Below are 18,883 nucleotides of genomic sequence, written 5' to 3'. Positions count from 1 at the left end.
AAATGGCTGAACCACGTTTCGTACACCTGCGGGTGCACAGCGACTATTCCATGATCGATGGGCTGGCAAAAACCGGGCCGCTGGTGAAAAAGGCGGCCTCACTGGGCATGCCTGCGCTGGCGATCACCGATTTTACCAACCTCTGCGGTCTGGTTAAGTTCTACGGGACGGGCCACGGCGCGGGGCTTAAGCCCATTGTCGGCGCAGATTTCCATGTGCAGAGCGACATCATGGGCGACGAGCTGACGCAAATCACCGTGCTGGCCGCCAATAACGACGGCTACCAGAACCTGACGCTGCTGATCTCCCGTGCCTATCAGCGTGGCTATGGCGCGCAGGGGCCGTGGATCGATCGTGACTGGCTGGCGGAGCTGGGCGATGGCCTGATCCTGCTCTCCGGCGGGCGTATGGGTGATGTCGGCCGCAGTCTGTTGCGCGGCAACAGCGCGCTGGTTGATCAGTGCGTGTCATTCTACGAAACGCATTTCCCGGACCGTTTTTTCCTGGAGCTTATCCGCACCGGTCGTCCGGACGAAGAAAACTATTTGCACGCCGCCGTCGAGCTGGCGCAGGCGCGCGGTCTGCCGGTGGTCGCCACGAACGACGTGCGCTTTATTGATACCGGTGATTTTGACGCCCACGAAATCCGCGTGGCGATCCACGATGGTTTTACCCTTGACGATCCCAAACGCCCGCGTAACTATTCGCCGCAGCAATATCTGCGTACCGAAGACGAAATGGTGGAGCTGTTCGCCGATCTGCCGGAAGCCCTGCAAAACAGCGTGGAAATTGCCAAACGCTGTAACGTAACGGTACGCCTCGGTGAATACTTCCTGCCGCAGTTCCCGACCGGTGACATGAGCACAGAAGATTTTCTGGTCCTGAAATCGAAAGAGGGGCTGGAAGAGCGTCTGGAATTTCTGTTCCCGGATCCGGCGGTGCGCGCAGAGAAACGTCCTGAATATGACGAGCGCCTGGACATTGAACTCCAGGTGATCAACCAGATGGGGTTCCCTGGCTACTTCCTCATCGTAATGGAATTTATCCAGTGGTCGAAAGATAACGGTGTACCGGTAGGGCCGGGTCGAGGCTCGGGTGCGGGGTCGCTGGTGGCCTATGCGCTGAAAATCACCGACCTTGATCCGCTGGAATTCGACCTGCTGTTCGAACGCTTCCTTAACCCGGAGCGTGTGTCGATGCCTGACTTCGACGTTGACTTCTGTATGGAGAAACGCGACCAGGTTATCGAACACGTAGCCGATATGTATGGTCGCGACGCGGTATCACAGATTATTACCTTTGGTACGATGGCGGCGAAAGCGGTGATCCGCGACGTGGGTCGCGTACTGGGGCATCCATACGGCTTTGTTGATCGTATCTCGAAACTCATTCCGCCGGATCCGGGGATGACGCTGGCGAAAGCCTTTGAAGCTGAGCCGCAACTGCCGGAGATCTACGAGGCCGACGAAGAAGTTAAAGCGCTGATCGACATGGCGCGCAAGCTGGAAGGCGTAACGCGTAACGCCGGTAAACATGCGGGCGGCGTGGTGATCGCGCCGACGAAAATTACCGACTTTGCGCCGCTGTATTGCGATGAGTCAGGCCAGCATCCGGTCACCCAGTTCGACAAGAACGACGTGGAATATGCCGGACTGGTGAAGTTCGACTTCCTGGGTTTGCGAACGCTCACTATCATCGACTGGGCGCTGAAGATGATCAACCCGCGGCGGGCCAAACAGGGTCTGGAGCCGATTGATATTGCCGCGATCCCGCTGGATGACAAGAAAAGCTTTGATATGCTGCAGCGTTCGGAAACCACCGCGGTATTCCAGCTTGAATCGCGCGGCATGAAAGATCTGATCAAGCGTCTGCAACCTGACTGCTTCGAAGATATGATCGCGCTGGTGGCCCTGTTCCGTCCTGGCCCGCTTCAGTCCGGCATGGTGGATAACTTCATCGACCGTAAGCACGGGCGTGAAGAGATCTCCTATCCGGATGTGCAGTGGCAGCATGAATGCCTGAAACCGGTACTGGAGCCGACCTACGGCATTATCCTGTACCAGGAACAGGTTATGCAGATCGCTCAGGAGCTTTCCGGCTATACCCTCGGCGGCGCGGACATGCTGCGTCGTGCGATGGGTAAGAAAAAGCCCGAAGAGATGGCCAAGCAGCGTTCCGTGTTCGAAGAGGGCGCAAGAAAGAATGGTATCGACGGCGAACTGGCGATCAAAATCTTCGACCTGGTAGAGAAATTCGCCGGTTATGGTTTTAACAAATCGCACTCCGCCGCTTACGCGCTGGTGTCGTACCAGACGCTGTGGCTGAAAGCGCACTATCCGGCTGAGTTTATGGCGGCAGTAATGACTGCCGATATGGATAACACCGAGAAGGTGGTCGGCCTGGTAGATGAGTGCTGGCGCATGGGGCTTAAGATCCTGCCGCCGGACATCAACTCGGGTCTGTATCATTTCCACGTCAACGACGACGGGGAGATTGTCTATGGTATCGGTGCGATCAAAGGCGTGGGTGAAGGCCCGATTGAAGCCATTCTCGAAGCACGAAATAAAGACGGCTATTTCCGCGAGCTGTTTGATTTGTGCGCCCGTACCGACACCAAAAAGCTTAACCGCCGGGTACTGGAAAAATTGATCATGTCCGGGGCCTTTGACCGCCTCGGACCGCATCGTGCAGCGCTGATGAATGCGCTGGGCGATGCGCTAAAAGCCGCCGATCAGCATGCGAAAGCCGAGGCTATCGGCCAGGCTGATATGTTTGGCGTGCTGGCAGAAGAGCCGGAGCAGGTGGAGCAATCTTACGCCAGCTGCCAGCCGTGGCCGGAACAAGTGGTGCTGGATGGTGAGCGTGAAACCCTGGGCCTGTACCTGACCGGGCACCCCATCACCCAGTACCTGAAAGAAATTGAGCGGTATGTCGGCGGCAATCGCCTGAAAGACATGCACCCGACGGAACGTGGGAAAGTTACCACGGCGGCGGGGCTCGTCATTGCGGCGCGGGTAATGGTCACCAAGCGCGGCAATCGTATCGGCATCTGTACGCTGGATGACCGCTCCGGACGTCTTGAGGTGATGTTATTCACCGATGCGCTGGATAAATATCAGCATTTGCTGGAAAAAGACCGCATACTTATCGTCAGCGGACAGGTCAGCTTTGATGACTTCAGTGGCGGGCTTAAAATGACCGCCCGCGAAGTCATGGACATTGACGAAGCCCGGGAAAAATATGCTCGCGGGCTTGCTATCTCGCTGACGGACAGGCAAATTGATGACCAGCTTTTAAACCGACTCCGTCAGTCTCTGGAACCCCATCGGTCGGGGACCATTCCAGTACATCTCTATTATCAGAGGGCGGATGCACGTGCGCGGTTGCGCTTCGGTGCAACGTGGCGTGTCTCTCCGAGCGATCGTTTACTCAACGATCTGCGTGGCCTTATTGGTTCGGAGCAGGTGGAACTAGAGTTTGACTAATACAGGAATACTATGAGTCTGAATTTCCTTGATTTCGAACAGCCGATTGCTGAGCTGGAAGCGAAAATCGATTCCCTGACGGCGGTAAGTCGCCAGGATGAGAAACTGGATATTAACATCGACGAAGAAGTGCATCGTCTGCGTGAAAAAAGCGTAGAACTGACGCGCAAAATCTTTGCCGATCTCGGCGCATGGCAGGTAGCCCAACTGGCGCGTCATCCGCAGCGTCCGTACACCCTGGATTATGTCCGCCTGGCATTTGATGAGTTCGACGAACTGGCCGGTGACCGTGCTTACGCTGATGATAAAGCCATTGTTGGCGGGATCGCGCGTCTGGATGGCCGTCCGGTGATGATCATTGGTCATCAGAAAGGGCGCGAAACCAAAGAGAAAATTCGTCGTAACTTCGGCATGCCCGCACCGGAAGGCTATCGCAAAGCGCTGCGCCTGATGGAAATGGCAGAACGTTTTAACATGCCGATTATTACCTTTATCGACACCCCGGGCGCGTATCCGGGCGTGGGGGCGGAAGAGCGCGGTCAGTCCGAAGCTATCGCCCGCAACCTGCGTGAAATGTCTCGTCTGAACGTACCGGTTATCTGCACCGTAATTGGTGAAGGTGGTTCCGGCGGCGCGCTGGCGATTGGCGTGGGCGATAAAGTCAACATGCTGCAGTACAGCACCTATTCGGTTATCTCCCCGGAAGGTTGTGCGTCAATTCTGTGGAAAAGCGCCGACAAAGCGCCGCTGGCCGCCGATGCCATGGGTATCATTGCGCCGCGCCTGAAAGAACTGAAGCTGATCGACACCGTGATCCCGGAACCGCTGGGTGGCGCGCATCGTAACCCGGAAGCCATGGCTGCCTCGCTGAAAGCACAGCTGCTGGCCGATCTGGCCGATCTCGATGTGCTGAGTAAAGAAGATCTGCGTAACCGTCGTTACCAGCGTCTGATGAGCTACGGCTACGCCTGATAATTTTCTCATCTGTCTCCTGAAGGGTCGGCTTTGCCGGCCCTTTTTTTATCATCTTATCGTGCTGATGATTTGTGATCCCGCCGATGAGGTGACGTGACAGTTTCCCCTTTTTATCCTCCCTACACTCAGGGCGTTGCGGCATGGAGTTCGCCTGCGCAATACGGATAAAACTAACGAGGGGAATCCTGATGAAACGACAAAAAACCATACTTCTGAGCGCAGTAGCCGCCAGCGTGATCCTGAGTCTGCCCACAGCCCAGGCCGCTCTGAAAGCGGCCAGCAGCGTGCCCTATACCATCAAGGCCAGCGATCTGGCAAAAAAAGAGCAGCAGCTGACCAGTTCGCCGTTAATGCAGTCGGTAAAATCTTCCATTGCCACCCTGACTAATGCGGAAGTCGAAAAGGTGGCGCCGGGCCGCGCGGAAAACCCGCCTAATGTGAAGCGTGTCGAAAGCATTGTTCGCAGTAGCGACTGGGATTACCTCTTCCCGCTGCGCGCCCCCGAGTACACTTACAGCAACTTTCTGAAAGCAATCAGTAAATTCCCGGCCGTTTGCGGCAACTACAGCGACGGACGCGATGCAGAGGCCATCTGCCGTAAATCGCTGGCGACGATGTTTGCGCATTTTGCTCAGGAGACGGGCGGTCATGAAAACTGGCGCCCGGAAGCGGAATGGCGTCAGGCACTGGTTTATCTGCGGGAGATGGGCTGGACAGAAGGGCAGAAAGGCGGCTACAACGGCGAGTGTAATCCGGACGTCTGGCAGGGCCAGACCTGGCCGTGCGGAAAAGATAAAGACGGCGATTACATGAGTTATTTTGGCCGCGGCGCGAAGCAACTGTCTTATAACTACAATTATGGTCCCTTCTCGGATGCGATGTTTGGCGACGTGAAAACCCTGCTGGAAAAACCAGAACTGGTGGCTGATACCTGGCTAAACCTTGCCAGTGCGATCTTCTTTTTCGTTTATCCGCAGCCGCCGAAGCCCAGCATGTTGCACGTGATAGATGGTACCTGGAAACCTAACGAGCGTGATAAAGCCAACGGGTTGGTCAGCGGGTTTGGCGTTTCAATCCAGATCATTAATGGCGGCGTGGAATGTGGTGGCGCGGCGGAAAACGCCCAGTCGCTTAATCGCATTAACTATTATCAGGAATTTGCGAAATACCTGAAGGTCACGGTGCCTGCCGATGAAGTGCTCGGCTGCAAAAACATGAAGCAGTTTGACGAAGGCGGCGCCGGCGCACTGCCTATTTACTGGGAACAGGACTGGGGCTGGTCAGCCGATACGCCGACAGGCGAGACGTACTCCTGCCAGCTGGTGGGTTACCAGACGCCATTCAGCGCCTTCAAGGCGGGCGATTATGGTAAATGTGTACAGCACTTCTTCAACGTCAAACTGGTGGATGACGGTGGTGCAGTAACACCAGAACCGCAACCCGAGACGCCGGTTACGCCAGCACCTGCGCCGGATAACACCAACCAGGCGCCAGTCGCCCGCATTGCCGGACCGGTCGGGGCGGTGGAAAGCGGCAGCCAGGTGTCGCTGAGCGGCGCAGGCTCATCGGATGCAAACGGTGACGCGCTGACCTACAGCTGGATCCTGCAGGACGGCCAGATCATCAGCGGTAAAGACAAATCGGCGCTCGCTTTCACCGTACCGGATACCGCGAAAGACACGCAGTATGTCTTTAGCCTGACGGTGAGTGACGGCAAGCTGACGCACACTGCGACCTACACGCTGAATGTCAAAGCGAAAGCCGCGACGCCTGCCGATAGCGGCACGACGACGTATCCGGCCTGGAGCGGTAAAGGTAACTGGAAATCCGGTGACATCGTGATCAATAACGGCAAACTCTTCCAGTGCAAACCTTTCCCGAACGGCGCATGGTGCAACTCGTCCCCGGTTTACTATGAGCCAGGCGCGGGCATAGCATGGCAGGATGCCTGGAACGCACTTTAACCCGCTTCACGCCAGCGCATGCCGCTGGCGTGATCCACGTCGTCTATGCTTACAGAAGGTTTGTATGCAGGAGTAACGTGTGAATATTATTGCCATTATGGGAACGCATGGCGTTTTTTATAAAGATGAGCCGGTCAACGAACTGGTTATTGCGCTGGAAAAGCAAGGGTTTAAGATTATTTTTCCGCAAAATAGCGCCGATTTGCTGAAGTTCATTGAGCATAACCCGCGCATCTGCGGCGTCATTTTTGACTGGGATGAGTACGGCATCGAGCTGTGCAGCGACATCAACCAGCTCAACGAATATCTGCCGCTGTATGCGTTTATCAACACCCATTCCACGCTGGATGTCAGCGCCCACGATATGCGTATGGCGCTGTGGTTCTTCGAATACGCGCTGGATGTCGCCAACGACATCGCCACCCGCATTGAGCAGTACACCCGCGAATATCTCGAAAACATTACGCCGCCCTTTACCCGCGCGCTCTACACCTACGTGAAAGAGGGAAAATATACCTTTTGCACGCCGGGCCATATGGCGGGAACGGCCTATCAAAAAAGTCCGGTGGGCTGCCTGTTTTACGACTTCTTTGGTGGTAATACGCTGAAAGCGGATGTGTCGATTTCCGTCACCGAGCTGGGGTCGCTGCTCGATCACACCGGCCCGCACCTGGAGGCGGAAGAATACATCGCCCGCACCTTTGGGGCGGAGCAGAGCTATATGGTGACGAACGGCACCTCGACGTCGAACAAAATCGTCGGCATGTACGCCGCCCCTACCGGCAGCACGTTGCTGATTGACCGCAACTGCCATAAATCCCTCGCCCATCTGCTAATGATGAGTGACGTCGTGCCGCTGTGGCTGAAGCCGGGGCGTAACGCGCTGGGTATTCTGGGCGGCATTCCACGGCGTGAATTCAGCCATGAAAGTATCGAGAAAAAAGTGGCGGCGACTACCGGCGCGGCCTGGCCGGTGCATGCGGTGATCACCAACTCCACCTACGACGGACTGTTGTATAACACCAACTGGATCAAGAAAACCCTCGATGTGCCGTCGATCCATTTTGATTCCGCCTGGGTGCCGTACACCAATTTCCATCCCATCTATGCCGGTAAAAGCGGCATGAGCGGCGAACGCGTGCCGGGCAAAGTGTTCTTCGAAACGCAGTCGACGCACAAAATGCTGGCGGCGTTTTCTCAGGCCTCGCTGATCCACATTAAAGGCGAGTACGATGAGGAGACGTTTAACGAAGCCTATATGATGCACACCACGACTTCACCGAGTTATCCACTGGTGGCGTCTATTGAGACGGCAGCGGCCATGCTGCGCGGTAATCCCGGCAAGCGGTTGATTAACCGCTCCGTTGAACGGGCGCTGCATTTCCGTAAAGAGGTGCAGCGGCTGAAAGATGAAGCCGACGGCTGGTTCTTTGACATCTGGCAACCGGAGGAGATCGACGAGGCGGACTGCTGGCCAGTGGCGCCCGGGGAAAACTGGCACGGCTTCCGCGAGGCGGACGCCGATCATATGTTCCTCGATCCGGTCAAAGTGACCATTCTCACGCCAGGCATGGACGAGCAGGGCAACATGAGCGCAGAGGGGATCCCGGCGGCGCTGGTGGCGAAATTCCTTGATGAGCGTGGCGTGGTGGTGGAAAAAACCGGGCCTTACAATCTGCTGTTCCTGTTCAGTATCGGCATCGACAAAACGCGGGCGATGGGGCTGTTGCGGGGGCTGATGGAGTTCAAGCGCGCCTACGATCTGAATCTGCGGGTGAAAAACATGCTGCCGGATCTCTATGCGGAAGATCCCGATTTTTACCGCAACATGCGCATTCAGGATCTGGCGCAGGGCATTCATCAGCTGATCCGTCAGCACGATCTGCCGCGCCTGATGTTGCAGGCTTTTGACGTGCTGCCCACCATGCGTATGACGCCACATAAGGCCTGGCAGCAGCAGGTGAAAGGTGAGGTGGAAACCGTGGCGCTGGAGGAGATTGTCGATCGCGTGTCGGCCAATATGATCCTGCCTTATCCGCCGGGCGTACCGCTGCTGATGCCGGGGGAGATGATCACCCGCGAGAGCCGCGCGGTGCTCGATTTCCTGTTAATGCTCTGTGCGATTGGCCGCCATTATCCCGGCTTCGAAACCGACATTCACGGGGCGAAGCGCGATGAAGAGGGCATCTACCGGGTACGAGTCCTAAAACAAGGCTGACCCCTTGCAGAGCGCAGCGGGCGATCGTAACGTGCAGGGATCGAAAAAGGAGACAGCATGCTCGGCTTAAAACAGGTTCACCATATCGCGATCATCGCGAGTGATTACACCCGCAGTAAGGCGTTTTACTGCGACATTCTGGGCTTTACCTTACAGAGTGAAGCCTACCGCGCGGAGCGGGACTCCTGGAAAGGGGATCTGGCGCTGAACGGTCAGTATGTGATCGAGCTGTTTTCATTCCCGTTCCCTCCGGCGCGCCCGAGCCACCCGGAAGCCTGTGGCCTACGCCACCTGGCGTTCAGCGTGGATGACGTCGACGCGGCTATTGCCCATCTGGAAGCGCATCAGGTGAAGTGCGAGCCGGTGCGTGTCGATCCCTTCACCGGCAAACGCTTCACGTTCTTCAACGATCCCGACGGCCTGCCGCTGGAACTTTACCAGCAGTAACGCTTGCCACTGTGAAAGATGCCCGGTAACGTGCGGGCATCTTCCTTCTATTGCGATGGCCATGACAATCTCCGCTCTTGCACAGTCCCTTGAGCCGCACCGCCAGCTGCTGGTGGGGTTCAGCGGTGGTCTTGATTCAACCGTACTGCTGCACCAGCTGGTGTGCTGGCGTGAACAGCAACCGGATGTGTCGCTGCGCGCGATCCACGTGCATCACGGTCTGAGCGCCCATGCGGATGAATGGGTGGCGCACTGTCAGGCGCTGTGTGCACAGTGGCTGGTGCCGCTTATCGTCGCGCGCGTACAGCTAAACCTGGCAGGAGAAAGTATCGAAGCGCAGGCCAGGCAGGCGCGCTATCAGGCCTTCCGTGAAACGCTTATCCCCGGCGAGGTGCTGCTCACCGCCCAACATCTGGACGATCAAAGCGAAACTTTTCTGCTGGCGTTAAAGCGTGGCAGCGGGCCGGCAGGACTGGCGGCGATGCCCGCCTCCCTGCCTTTTGGCAATACGCTTTTGCTGCGGCCCTTGCTCCATAACCGCCGTACGGAGCTGGAAGCCTGGGCGCAACAGCACGCGCTGCGCTGGATCGAGGATGACAGCAATCAGGACGACAAATATGACCGCAACTTTTTGCGGCTGCACGTCCTGCCCGTGCTCCATGCCCGCTGGCCGCATTTTGCTGATGCGGTTGCGCGCAGCGCGGCGCTGTGCGGCGAGCAGGAGCAGTTGCTGGACGAATTGCTGGCGGATGAACTGGCCGCGCTGACTACCGAAGCCGGTGCGCTGCATATCGCCCCGCTGATCTCGAAAAGCGCTACCCGACGCGCGGCGATCCTGCGTCGCTGGCTGGCGCAGCAGGGCGCGGCGATGCCGTCGCGGGACAGGCTGGCGCGCATCTGGCAGGAAGTGGCGCTGGCGCGCGACGATGCCACGCCCGGCGTGAAGCTGGGCGACGGCGAGATCCGCCGCTATCAGGGGCTGCTGTGGTGGGTTCAGGTAACGCCCGGCCAGCGCGAGGCGCAGCTCGGCTGGGAAAATCCTTTCACACCGCTGATATTACCCGCCGGTCTGGGGCAACTGGAACTTATCCCGGAGGGTGAGATACGTGCCCCACAGGCAGATGAGCCGGTAAGCGTACGTTTTTACGCGCCGGGAACGCTGCATATTGTTGGTCGCGCCGGGGGGCGCAAGCTGAAAAAAATCTGGCAGGAGCTGGGGGTGCCACCCTGGCTGCGGGATACCACGCCGATTGTGTTTTATGGTGAAACGCCAATCGCGGCGGCGGGGCGGTTTATTACGCGGGACGGGCTGGCAAAAAATGAAGCCGGTTATACGTTGCGATGGAAAAGATAACGGGCAGCCAGGCTGCCCGCTTGATGGACTCAGGACTCGCTCACCACGACGGTGCCGATTTGCGGATGGCTGAAGCTGGCTATTCTGTCGAGGCGGAGTTCCCGCGTCGTGCCAGCGGCATCAGCGACCAGATATTCAACGTTTTTACGCATCACCAGGTCGCTGGCTTTGGCCTGCAAAACTTCGCCGTCTTTAAGTTCCAGCGTCAGTAAAAGATGATGCTGGCAGGCGAGCTCGAGGTTGTCATAGTCATCACAATTGATGGGTTGATAAGTATCATTCATTGACATAATCGCTCACCAGTAAGTTCGCGGCAGCAAACGCTGCCTTTTCCCTGACAGACTCTGAAACGGCATCATCTGAGGCCACTTCATTGAGTATTTTTAACACGCAGCCCAGCGCATCGGGGATATACCCTAAGTCTCCGCTGGCGATCTCCGCATACCGCTTGCGTATTAACTCACAATATTTTTCCACATGCCCTCCTGTCAGTGTGCTGACTTCACCATGGGATGTAAGTTTAAGCCTACGAAGATAAACTCTGTTTAGCAAGGTGACTATACCATACTCATTTGCGCATTATCAGCGTAGTAAGCGGTCACTACTTCAAGAGTAAACAGCGCGTTATCCCTGAATTCGCTACAATGGGAAAAAATTTGTGCAGGAGTGGTGTCATGGCGTTAAAAGCGACAATTTATAAAGCGACGGTCAATGTGGCCGATCTGGATCGTAATCAGTTTATGGATGCTACGCTCACGCTGGCCCGCCATCCTTCAGAAACCCAGGAGCGCATGATGCTGCGTCTGCTGGCGTGGATCAAATATGCTGACGAGCGCTTACAGTTTTCTCGTGGCCTGAGCGCTGAAGATGAGCCGGAAGCCTGGCGTCATAACGATCACATGGGCATCGACCTGTGGATCGAGCTGGGTCTGCCGGATGAGCGACGCATCAAAAAAGCCTGTACTCAGGCTAACGAAGTGGCGTTGTTTACCTACAACAGCCGCTCGGCGCAAATCTGGTGGCAGCAAAACCAGAGCAAGCTGGCGACCTACAACAACCTCAGCATCTGGTATCTGGACGATGAACAGCTGGCGAAGCTCAGCGACTTTGCCGCCCGTACCATGACGTTGCAGGCCACCATTCAGGAAGGGGCGATCTGGCTGTCTGACGCGCAGAATAACCTTGAGATCCATCTGACGACGTGGCAACAACCGGCATGATCACGCTGTCATCAAACGTTAGCATCCCGGACAACGAACTGGAGATCACGGCGATCCGTTCGCAAGGCGCGGGCGGGCAAAACGTCAATAAAACCTCGACGGCTATACATCTGCGCTTCGATATTCGCGCATCCAGTCTGCCGGAGTTTTACAAAGAGCGCCTGCTGGCGGCGACGCACCATTTGATCACCGCGGAAGGTGTGGTGATTATCAAGGCGCAGGAGTACCGCAGTCAGGAGATGAATCGAGCGGCAGCGCTGGCGCGACTGGAATCGCTGATCAAAGAATTAACCGTCGTGCAGAAAAGTCGCCGCGCCACGCGACCCACACGCGCGTCGAAAGAGCGGCGACTGGCGGGAAAAGCCCAGAAATCCTCCGTTAAATCCTTGCGCGGTAAAGTGCGCCCATAAAAAAAGCCCGGTACAGGTTAACCTGTACCGGGCTGTCGTTTGCCGGGTGGAGACTGCGTCTTACCTGGCCTACATGAGCTTATGTAGGCCCGGCAAGCCAGCGCCGCCGGGCAATAACAATCCTCAGCCTTTAATCGCCTTGACCAGATACGGCAGAATGTCGCCGGTTTTTATCATCTGCTTCTCGCCGTTACGACGGTATTTGTACTCAATTTCGTCGCTGTCGAGGTTACGATCGCCGATGACGATAGTGTGCGGAATGCCGATCAGCTCCATGTCTGCAAACATCACGCCCGGACGCTCTTTACGGTCATCCATCAGCACTTCAATACCCTGCGCGCGCAGTTCGCTGTACAGCTTCTCTGCCAGCTCCTGCACACGGAAGGATTTGTGCATGTTCATTGGCAGGATAGCGACCTGGAACGGTGCGATGGCGTCAGGCCAGACGATACCGCGTTCGTCGTGGTTCTGCTCAATCGCGGCAGCCACTACACGGGTCACACCAATACCGTAGCAACCCATGGTCAGCGTGACGTTACGGCCATCTTCACCCTGTACAGAGGCTTTCAGCGCTTCGGAATATTTGGTGCCGAGCTGGAAAATATGACCCACTTCGATACCGCGTTTGATCAAGAGCGTACCCTGACCATCCGGGCTTGGATCGCCGGCCACCACGTTACGCAGATCCGCAACCTCAGGCGTCGCCACATCGCGATCCCAGTTGATGCCAAAGTAGTGTTTGCCGTCGATGTTCGCGCCCGCAGAGAAGTCGCTCATCGCGGCAACGGTACGGTCGATAACTACCGGCACAGGCAGGTTTACCGGGCCCAGTGAGCCAGGACCGGCTTTCACCAGCGCACGGATCTCTTCTTCGCTGGCAAAAGTCAGCGGGCTGGCAACCTGCGGCAGTTTTTCCGCTTTCACTTCGTTCAGTTCGTGATCGCCACGTACCAGCAGCGCAACCAGCGGAGTGCTACTGCCTTCAACCGCTTTCACCAGCAGGGTTTTCACGGTTTTTTCAATTGGCAGATTGAACTGCTCGACCAGCTCGGCAATGGTTTTTGCATTCGGCGTATCGACCAGCGTCATTTCCTGCGTCGCGGCAGCACGCGGTGCTTTCGGGGCCAGCGCTTCGGCAAACTCAATGTTAGCCGCAAAGTCGGAGCTGTCGGAGAAGATCACATCGTCTTCGCCGCTCTGTGCCAGCACCTGGAATTCGTGCGATGCGCTACCGCCGATAGAACCGGTGTCGGCCTGTACTGCGCGGAAGTCCAGACCCATACGGCTGAAGATTTTGCTGTAGGCCGCGTACATCGCGTCGTAGGTTTCCTGCAATGATTCCTGAGACGTATGGAAGGAATAGGCATCTTTCATCAGGAATTCACGGGAACGCATCACGCCGAAACGCGGGCGAACTTCGTCACGGAACTTGGTCTGGATCTGGAAGAAGTTCAGCGGCAGCTGTTTGTAAGAGCTGAGCTCGTTACGGATCAGGTCTGTGATCACTTCTTCATGCGTCGGGCCGAGCACGAACGGACGTTCGCCACGATCGACAAAACGCAGCAGTTCCGGGCCATACTGCTCCCAGCGGCCACTTTCTACCCACAGATCGGCGGGCTGCACGACCGGCATGGACACCTCGATCGCACCGGCGTTGTTCATCTCTTCACGCACGATGTTTTCGACTTTCTTCAGAACGCGCAGGCCGGTCGGCAGCCAGGTGTATAACCCGGAGGCCAGCTTACGGATCATTCCGGCGCGCAGCATCAACTGGTGGCTGATGACTTCGGCATCGGCAGGTGTCTCCTTCAGAGTGGAGAGCAGATATTGGCTAGTACGCATGTAGTTACGGTTCCATTTGGACGATGAGCACAGGCTCAAAACGAGCCTGACACAAAAAAAGTGGTTTAGTTTATCAGCCTGGCAATGATGCCAAAAGAGAGCGCACTAAAATTAGCGCGTTTCCAGCGCAAAGACCTCAAATCCTGACGGTGTTACGCGCCAGCGCACGTTAAAATCCAGCAACCATACGGCATAGGTTTTGCCCATCTCTTCTTCTTTGCGGTAGGCCGGTCGTGGATCCTGCGCCAGCACATCGCTGATAAACTGCCGCAGATCAGGGTAACGTGATTCCAGCGCCGGCAGTTGCCCGGCAATGTCTTCGGTAAAAAACACCGGCATATCTGCCTGGGGCGCAAGCTGCGCATAGCTGGCTTTCGCCGCAGGCAACGCTTCGGCGAACGGCAGATAGGGCTTAATGTCGATCACCGGCGTGCCGTCGACCAGATCGAGGCTGCCCAGGTCAAGGATCACCTGGTCTTTCTGGCAGCGAATACCTTTTAATTCAACCAGCGACATGCCGACCGGGTTAGGGCGGAACGTTGAACGCGTGGCGAATACACCCATTCGGGCATTGCCGCCCAGACGGGGAGGGCGAACGGTGGGCCGCCAGCCGCCTTCCATCGTCTGATGAAAAACAAACAGCACCCACAGATGGCTGAATGCTTCAAGGCCACGCACCGCATCGGCCTGATTGTACGGAGCAATAAGATGAAGCTCACCGCGACTGTTTACCAGCCCAGGCTGGCGCGGCACGGCAAACTTCTCTTTATAGGGCGAACGAATAACGCCTATTTGCTCAAACGAGAACGCACTCATTTTGCGGTGATGTTAAGCGCGGTACCGATGCAGACGGCCTGACGATAGCAGCCTGGCGTGCCGCTGGTGACTTCGCAGCTGTGCTGCAGTACGGCGTTCGCGCGCATCTTAGAGGCATTAATCTGCATGCGTTTACGCGCGGTTGGGATGTTCGGCGGTGAGTCCTGGTTAGTTGCCTGGCAAGAATCGCCGGACACTTCACCCAGATCGCGGAACGGTTTACCGACCAACTCTTCAGCGTTGGTGATGATCCTCACCGGAGCTGCACGCGGCGCTTTCGGTTTTTCCGGCTCTGTTCTGGTGGTGGTGGCGGTATTTTTAGCCGGTTCGACGGGCGATCTGCTTAGCATGGAACAACCGCTCAGCATCAGTGCCAGTAAACAGATCGGTAAAGCGCGCATAATATATCCTCAGTAAATAATGGCATTACCAGGTATTGAAACAGGAGAGTACAGAAATGACAAGGCGGGCTTACGCCCGCCTTGAAGGATATTACAGAAAAAAGTGATTACCAGCCTTTAACCGCGCCGCCGTTAAAGACTTTGTTGGCTTCCTGGTAAACTTCATCAGACTGGTAAGCCTGAATGAATTTTTTCACGTTTTCCGCATCTTTGTTGTCTTCGCGGGAAACGAGCAGGTTTACATACGGGGAGTCTTTATCTTCAACGAAGATGCCGTCTTTCGCCGGGGTCAGGTTGATCTGGCTGGCATAGGTGGTGTTGATCACAGCCAGCGCAATCTGCGCATCGTCTAACGAACGCGGCAGCTGCGGCGCTTCCAGCTCCACAATCTTCAGGTTTTTCGGGTTTTCTACCACGTCCAGCACGGTCGGCAGCAGGCCTACACCATCTTTCAGTTTAATCAGACCCTGTTTTTGCAGCAGCAGCAGGGAACGGCCCAGGTTAGTTGGGTCATTCGGTACGGCAACCTGCGCACCTTCCCGCAACTCATCGATGGATTTGATTTTTTTGGAGTAGCCGGCAATCGGGTAAACGAAGGTGTTCGCCACGGAGGTCAGCTTATAACCGCGATCTTTGATCTGCTGATCCAGATAGGGTTTGTGCTGGAAGGCATTCAGATCGATGTCGCCTTTGCTCAGCGCTTCGTTCGGCAGAACGTAATCGTTAAAGGTCACCAGCTCAACGTCCAGACCGTATTTTTCTTTTGCCACTTTCGCGGCGGTTTCCGCTACCTGCTGCTCAGCGCCGACGATCACGCCCACTTTAATGTGGTTGGGATCTTTCTCGTCCTGACCGCAACCCACCAGGGCCAGAGAACCAATCAGGGCACCCACTGCCGCAAAGGTCTTGAATTTAAACGCCATGCTATTTCCTTAACTCTCAGAGTCGATTGTGTTGTTTATAACGTTATTTGTGAGTGACAGCCCGGACAATACGATCGCCCGAGAACTGGATCAGATAAACCAGCACGACCAGTAATACCAGCACCGTATTCATTACGGTGGCGTTATAGCCGATGTAACCGTACTGATAGCCAATTTGTCCCAGACCACCGGCACCTACAGCACCGCCCATGGCGGAATAACCCACAAGGGTGATCAGGGTAATGGTAGCCGCGTTCACCAGACCAGCAAGGGCTTCTGGCAGCAGGACTTTACGAATGATCTGCATTGGCGTGGCACCCATGGCGCGGGAAGCTTCGATAAGCCCGGTCGGGATCTCCAGTAGCGCGTTCTCAACCATACGGGCAATAAAGGGCGCGGCACCCACGGTCAGTGGTACGATAGCCGCCTGCAAACCGATAGAGGTGCCGACAATCACGCGGGTGAAGGGGATCATCCAGACCAGCAAAATAATGAACGGGATGGAACGGAAAATATTCACCAGCGCGGAAATGCTGCGGTACAGCTTTGCATTTTCGCTGATCTGACCGGGGCGGGTGACGTACAGCAATACGCCTACCGGCAGTCCGATCAAAAAACCGAAGAAACCGGAGACAAAGGTCATCGCCAGCGTCTCCCAGACGCCCCGCGCCAGTAACCACATCATTGGCTCAGACATAACCCAGCACCTCTACTTTTACATGGTGTTCCTGCAGCCAGGTAATGGCAGCTTGCGTATCCTGTTGTGTTCCGTGCATTTCCGTCAACATGATGCCGAACTTCACGCCACCGGCGTAATCCATCTGCGCACTGATAATGTTGTTATTCACATTAAAGCGGCGTGCGGTTTCAGAGAGCAGGGGAGCATCCACCGACTGACCGGTAAATTCCATACGCAGCATCGGCACGCTGGTTGCACCCGGCTCCGTCGTCATGCGCTGCTGATAATCTTCCGGAATGTCCAGATGCAGCGTGGACTGTATGAACTGTTGCGCCAGCGGCGTTTTCGGATGCGAGAACACTTCGCTGACGGTGTCCTGCTCAATAAGCTCGCCATTGCTGATCACGGCCACGCAGTCACAGATACGTTTCACCACATCCATTTCATGCGTAATAAGGAGGATGGTTAAACCCAGACGGCGGTTGATGTCTTTGAGCAGTTCGAGGATAGAGCGGGTTGTCGCCGGATCGAGCGCGCTGGTGGCTTCATCGCAGAGCAAGACTTTCGGATTGCTGGCCAGCGCACGGGCAATCGCCACGCGCTGTTTTTGACCGCCGGAGAGATTCGCCGGATAGCTGTCATGCTTATCACTCAGGCCGACTAAATCCAGCAGCTCGGTGACGCGGCGTTTGATTTCAGCGGCGGGCGTGTTGTCCAGTTCCAGCGGCAGGGCAACGTTGCCAGCCACGGTGCGTGAGGCAAGCAGGTTAAAATGCTGGAAGATCATGCCAATCTGGCGACGGGCTTTAGTCAACTGGGATTCACTTAAGGCGGTGAGATCCTGGCCATCAACCAGTACGCTGCCCTGCGTCGGTCGCTCCAGTAAATTCACGCAGCGGATCAGTGTGCTTTTACCTGCACCAGAAGCGCCAATGACGCCATAAATTTGACCGGCAGGGACATGCAGGCTGACATTATTCAGTGCCTGAATGGTGCGGTTCCCCTGCTGGAAGACTTTGGTGATATTCGAAAGTTTAATCATTAGATTATTTTTATCGTTTAAAAGTTAGCCGTGGCATTTTGTACTGCCAGATACGGGCGATGACCGTAAACAAAACGGATGTTAAGGCATCCAGACGTCTATTTCAATGTAACTCTGTATGATGAGCACTTTCTTGCGTTGAGAAACATGAGATACTAGCGCTATAGACTTATATATAGGAGTAAACCGGTGGCACAGTCAGTACCCGCAATTTTCCTCGATCGTGATGGCACGATTAATGTTGATCATGGCTATGTTCATGAGAGTGATAGCTTCGAATTTATCGATGGCGTAATAGATGCTATGCGTGAATTGAAAGCAATGGGCTATGCGCTGGTGGTCGTCACCAATCAGTCCGGGATTGCACGCGGCAAATTTACGGAAGCGCAGTTTGAAACGTTGACCGAATGGATGGACTGGTCGCTGGCGGATCGTGGCGTCGACCTGGATGGCATCTATTACTGCCCGCATCATCCGGAAGGCAGTGTAGAAGAGTTCCGCCAGGTTTGTGATTGCCGTAAGCCGCAACCGGGCATGCTTATCTCTGCACGCGACTTTTTGCACATTGATATGGCAGCTTCTTATATGGTTGGCGACAAACTTGAAGATATGCAGGCGGCAGCAGCGGCAGGTGTGGGTCATAAAGTATTAGTGCGTACAGGCAAGCCGGTCACGTCTGAAGCGGAAAGTGCAGCGGATTGGGTGATTAATAGCCTTGCTGACCTGCCTTCAGCAATCAAAAAGCAGTAAAAATAAGCGTTATGGTGAAAAGGTGAGCGGTTGAAACAAAAATGCAGTTTTATGCTTGTCATCCCGTCCGGACTCCCTATAATGCGCCTCCATCGACACGGCGGATGTGAATCACTTCACATAAACAGCCGGTTCGGTTGAAGAGAAAAAATCCTGAAAATGAGGGTTGACTCTGAAAGAGGAAAGCGTAACATACGCCACCTCGCAACGGTGAGCGAAAGCCGCGTTGCACTGCTCTTTAACAATTTATCAGACAATCTGTGTGGGCACTCAAGGACATGGATTCTTAAACGTCCTCGGACGCTAAATGAATACCAAGTCTCTGGAGTGAACATACGTAATTCATTACGAAGTTTA

Annotated in this window: 17 protein-coding genes; 9 read left to right on the top strand and 8 right to left on the bottom strand. The window is 55.7% G+C overall.

The window, feature by feature from the left end:
• Positions 1-2: 2 nt before the first annotated feature.
• The 6 genes from dnaE to tilS all read left to right on the top strand — a co-directional run bounded on the left by dnaE (position 3) and on the right by tilS (position 10,443).
• Positions 3-3,485 carry a DNA polymerase III subunit alpha gene (dnaE, locus tag KW828_RS16875; protein ID WP_218337485.1) on the top strand — a complete coding sequence of 1,161 codons (3,483 nt, stop codon included), beginning with the start codon at positions 3-5 and terminating at the stop codon, positions 3,483-3,485.
• Between the two features lie 12 nt (positions 3,486-3,497).
• Positions 3,498-4,457 (top strand): acetyl-CoA carboxylase carboxyl transferase subunit alpha, encoded by a 960-nt coding sequence (gene accA / locus KW828_RS16870; RefSeq protein ID WP_129361865.1) that lies wholly within the window; start codon positions 3,498-3,500, stop codon positions 4,455-4,457.
• A 191-nt stretch (positions 4,458-4,648) separates the two neighbouring features.
• The gene (locus tag KW828_RS16865) at positions 4,649-6,424 is read left to right on the top strand and encodes a chitinase (RefSeq protein WP_218337484.1); all 1,776 of its coding nucleotides are present in this window, start codon (positions 4,649-4,651) and stop codon (positions 6,422-6,424) included.
• Positions 6,425-6,503: 79 nt separating this feature from the next.
• Complete coding sequence (locus tag KW828_RS16860) at positions 6,504-8,642, top strand: lysine decarboxylase LdcC (RefSeq protein WP_218337483.1); 2,139 nt, start codon at positions 6,504-6,506, stop codon at positions 8,640-8,642.
• Between the two features lie 57 nt (positions 8,643-8,699).
• Entirely contained in the window at positions 8,700-9,089 is a 390-nt protein-coding gene (locus KW828_RS16855; protein ID WP_218337482.1) for a VOC family protein, read from the top strand.
• 61 nt (positions 9,090-9,150) lie between these two features.
• A complete protein-coding gene (gene tilS / locus KW828_RS16850) occupies positions 9,151-10,443 on the top strand; it encodes a tRNA lysidine(34) synthetase TilS (RefSeq protein ID WP_218337481.1) in 1,293 nt (430 codons plus the stop codon).
• 29 nt (positions 10,444-10,472) lie between these two features.
• Here the strand turns inward: tilS and rof are convergent, their stop codons facing one another.
• Both rof and KW828_RS16840 read right to left on the bottom strand, forming a co-directional pair.
• Complete coding sequence (rof, locus tag KW828_RS16845) at positions 10,473-10,733, bottom strand: Rho-binding antiterminator (RefSeq protein ID WP_072570744.1); 261 nt, start codon at positions 10,731-10,733, stop codon at positions 10,473-10,475.
• A complete protein-coding gene (locus tag KW828_RS16840) occupies positions 10,720-10,920 on the bottom strand; it encodes a YaeP family protein (protein ID WP_218337480.1) in 201 nt (66 codons plus the stop codon). Before KW828_RS16840 ends, rof begins: the two co-directional genes overlap by 14 nt.
• Positions 10,921-11,117: 197 nt before the next feature.
• On the opposite strand from KW828_RS16840, the gene KW828_RS16835 reads away from it, so the two are divergent.
• Positions 11,118-11,663, top strand: coding sequence for a YaeQ family protein (locus KW828_RS16835; protein WP_218337479.1), 546 nt, complete (start codon positions 11,118-11,120; stop codon positions 11,661-11,663).
• Entirely contained in the window at positions 11,660-12,073 is a 414-nt protein-coding gene (gene arfB, locus KW828_RS16830) for an alternative ribosome rescue aminoacyl-tRNA hydrolase ArfB (protein WP_218337478.1), read from the top strand. The genes KW828_RS16835 and arfB overlap by 4 nt, the downstream gene beginning before the upstream one ends.
• 123 nt (positions 12,074-12,196) lie before the next feature.
• Here arfB and proS read toward each other — a convergent pair whose 3' ends face one another.
• The 6 genes from proS to metN form a co-directional block, all read right to left on the bottom strand.
• Positions 12,197-13,915 (bottom strand): proline--tRNA ligase, encoded by a 1,719-nt coding sequence (gene proS / locus KW828_RS16825; RefSeq protein ID WP_218337477.1) that lies wholly within the window; start codon positions 13,913-13,915, stop codon positions 12,197-12,199.
• Positions 13,916-14,026: 111 nt separating this feature from the next.
• Positions 14,027-14,731 (bottom strand): tRNA (N6-threonylcarbamoyladenosine(37)-N6)-methyltransferase TrmO, encoded by a 705-nt coding sequence (gene tsaA / locus KW828_RS16820; RefSeq protein ID WP_218337476.1) that lies wholly within the window; start codon positions 14,729-14,731, stop codon positions 14,027-14,029.
• Positions 14,728-15,132: an Rcs stress response system protein RcsF gene (gene rcsF / locus KW828_RS16815; RefSeq protein ID WP_218337475.1), complete on the bottom strand. Its 405-nt coding sequence runs from the start codon at positions 15,130-15,132 to the stop codon at positions 14,728-14,730. The genes tsaA and rcsF overlap by 4 nt, the downstream gene beginning before the upstream one ends.
• A 107-nt stretch (positions 15,133-15,239) precedes the next feature.
• Positions 15,240-16,055, bottom strand: coding sequence for a MetQ/NlpA family lipoprotein (locus tag KW828_RS16810; RefSeq protein ID WP_218337474.1), 816 nt, complete (start codon positions 16,053-16,055; stop codon positions 15,240-15,242).
• A 43-nt stretch (positions 16,056-16,098) separates the two neighbouring features.
• Positions 16,099-16,752 carry a methionine ABC transporter permease MetI gene (locus tag KW828_RS16805; RefSeq protein ID WP_218337473.1) on the bottom strand — a complete coding sequence of 218 codons (654 nt, stop codon included), beginning with the start codon at positions 16,750-16,752 and terminating at the stop codon, positions 16,099-16,101.
• Positions 16,745-17,776 (bottom strand): methionine ABC transporter ATP-binding protein MetN, encoded by a 1,032-nt coding sequence (gene metN / locus KW828_RS16800; protein WP_218337472.1) that lies wholly within the window; start codon positions 17,774-17,776, stop codon positions 16,745-16,747. The genes KW828_RS16805 and metN overlap by 8 nt, the downstream gene beginning before the upstream one ends.
• 189 nt (positions 17,777-17,965) lie before the next feature.
• Between metN and gmhB the strand changes: the two genes are divergently transcribed.
• Positions 17,966-18,526, top strand: coding sequence for a D-glycero-beta-D-manno-heptose 1,7-bisphosphate 7-phosphatase (gmhB, locus tag KW828_RS16795; RefSeq protein ID WP_218337471.1), 561 nt, complete (start codon positions 17,966-17,968; stop codon positions 18,524-18,526).
• Positions 18,527-18,883 lie beyond the last annotated feature (357 nt).

Origin of the sequence: Enterobacter sp. ENT03, assembly GCF_019218745.1 — a bacterium.
Lineage (GTDB): Bacteria > Pseudomonadota > Gammaproteobacteria > Enterobacterales > Enterobacteriaceae > Enterobacter_D.
Note: the sequence above shows the minus strand (reverse complement) of the source record. Positions and strands in the feature narration are given on the sequence as shown.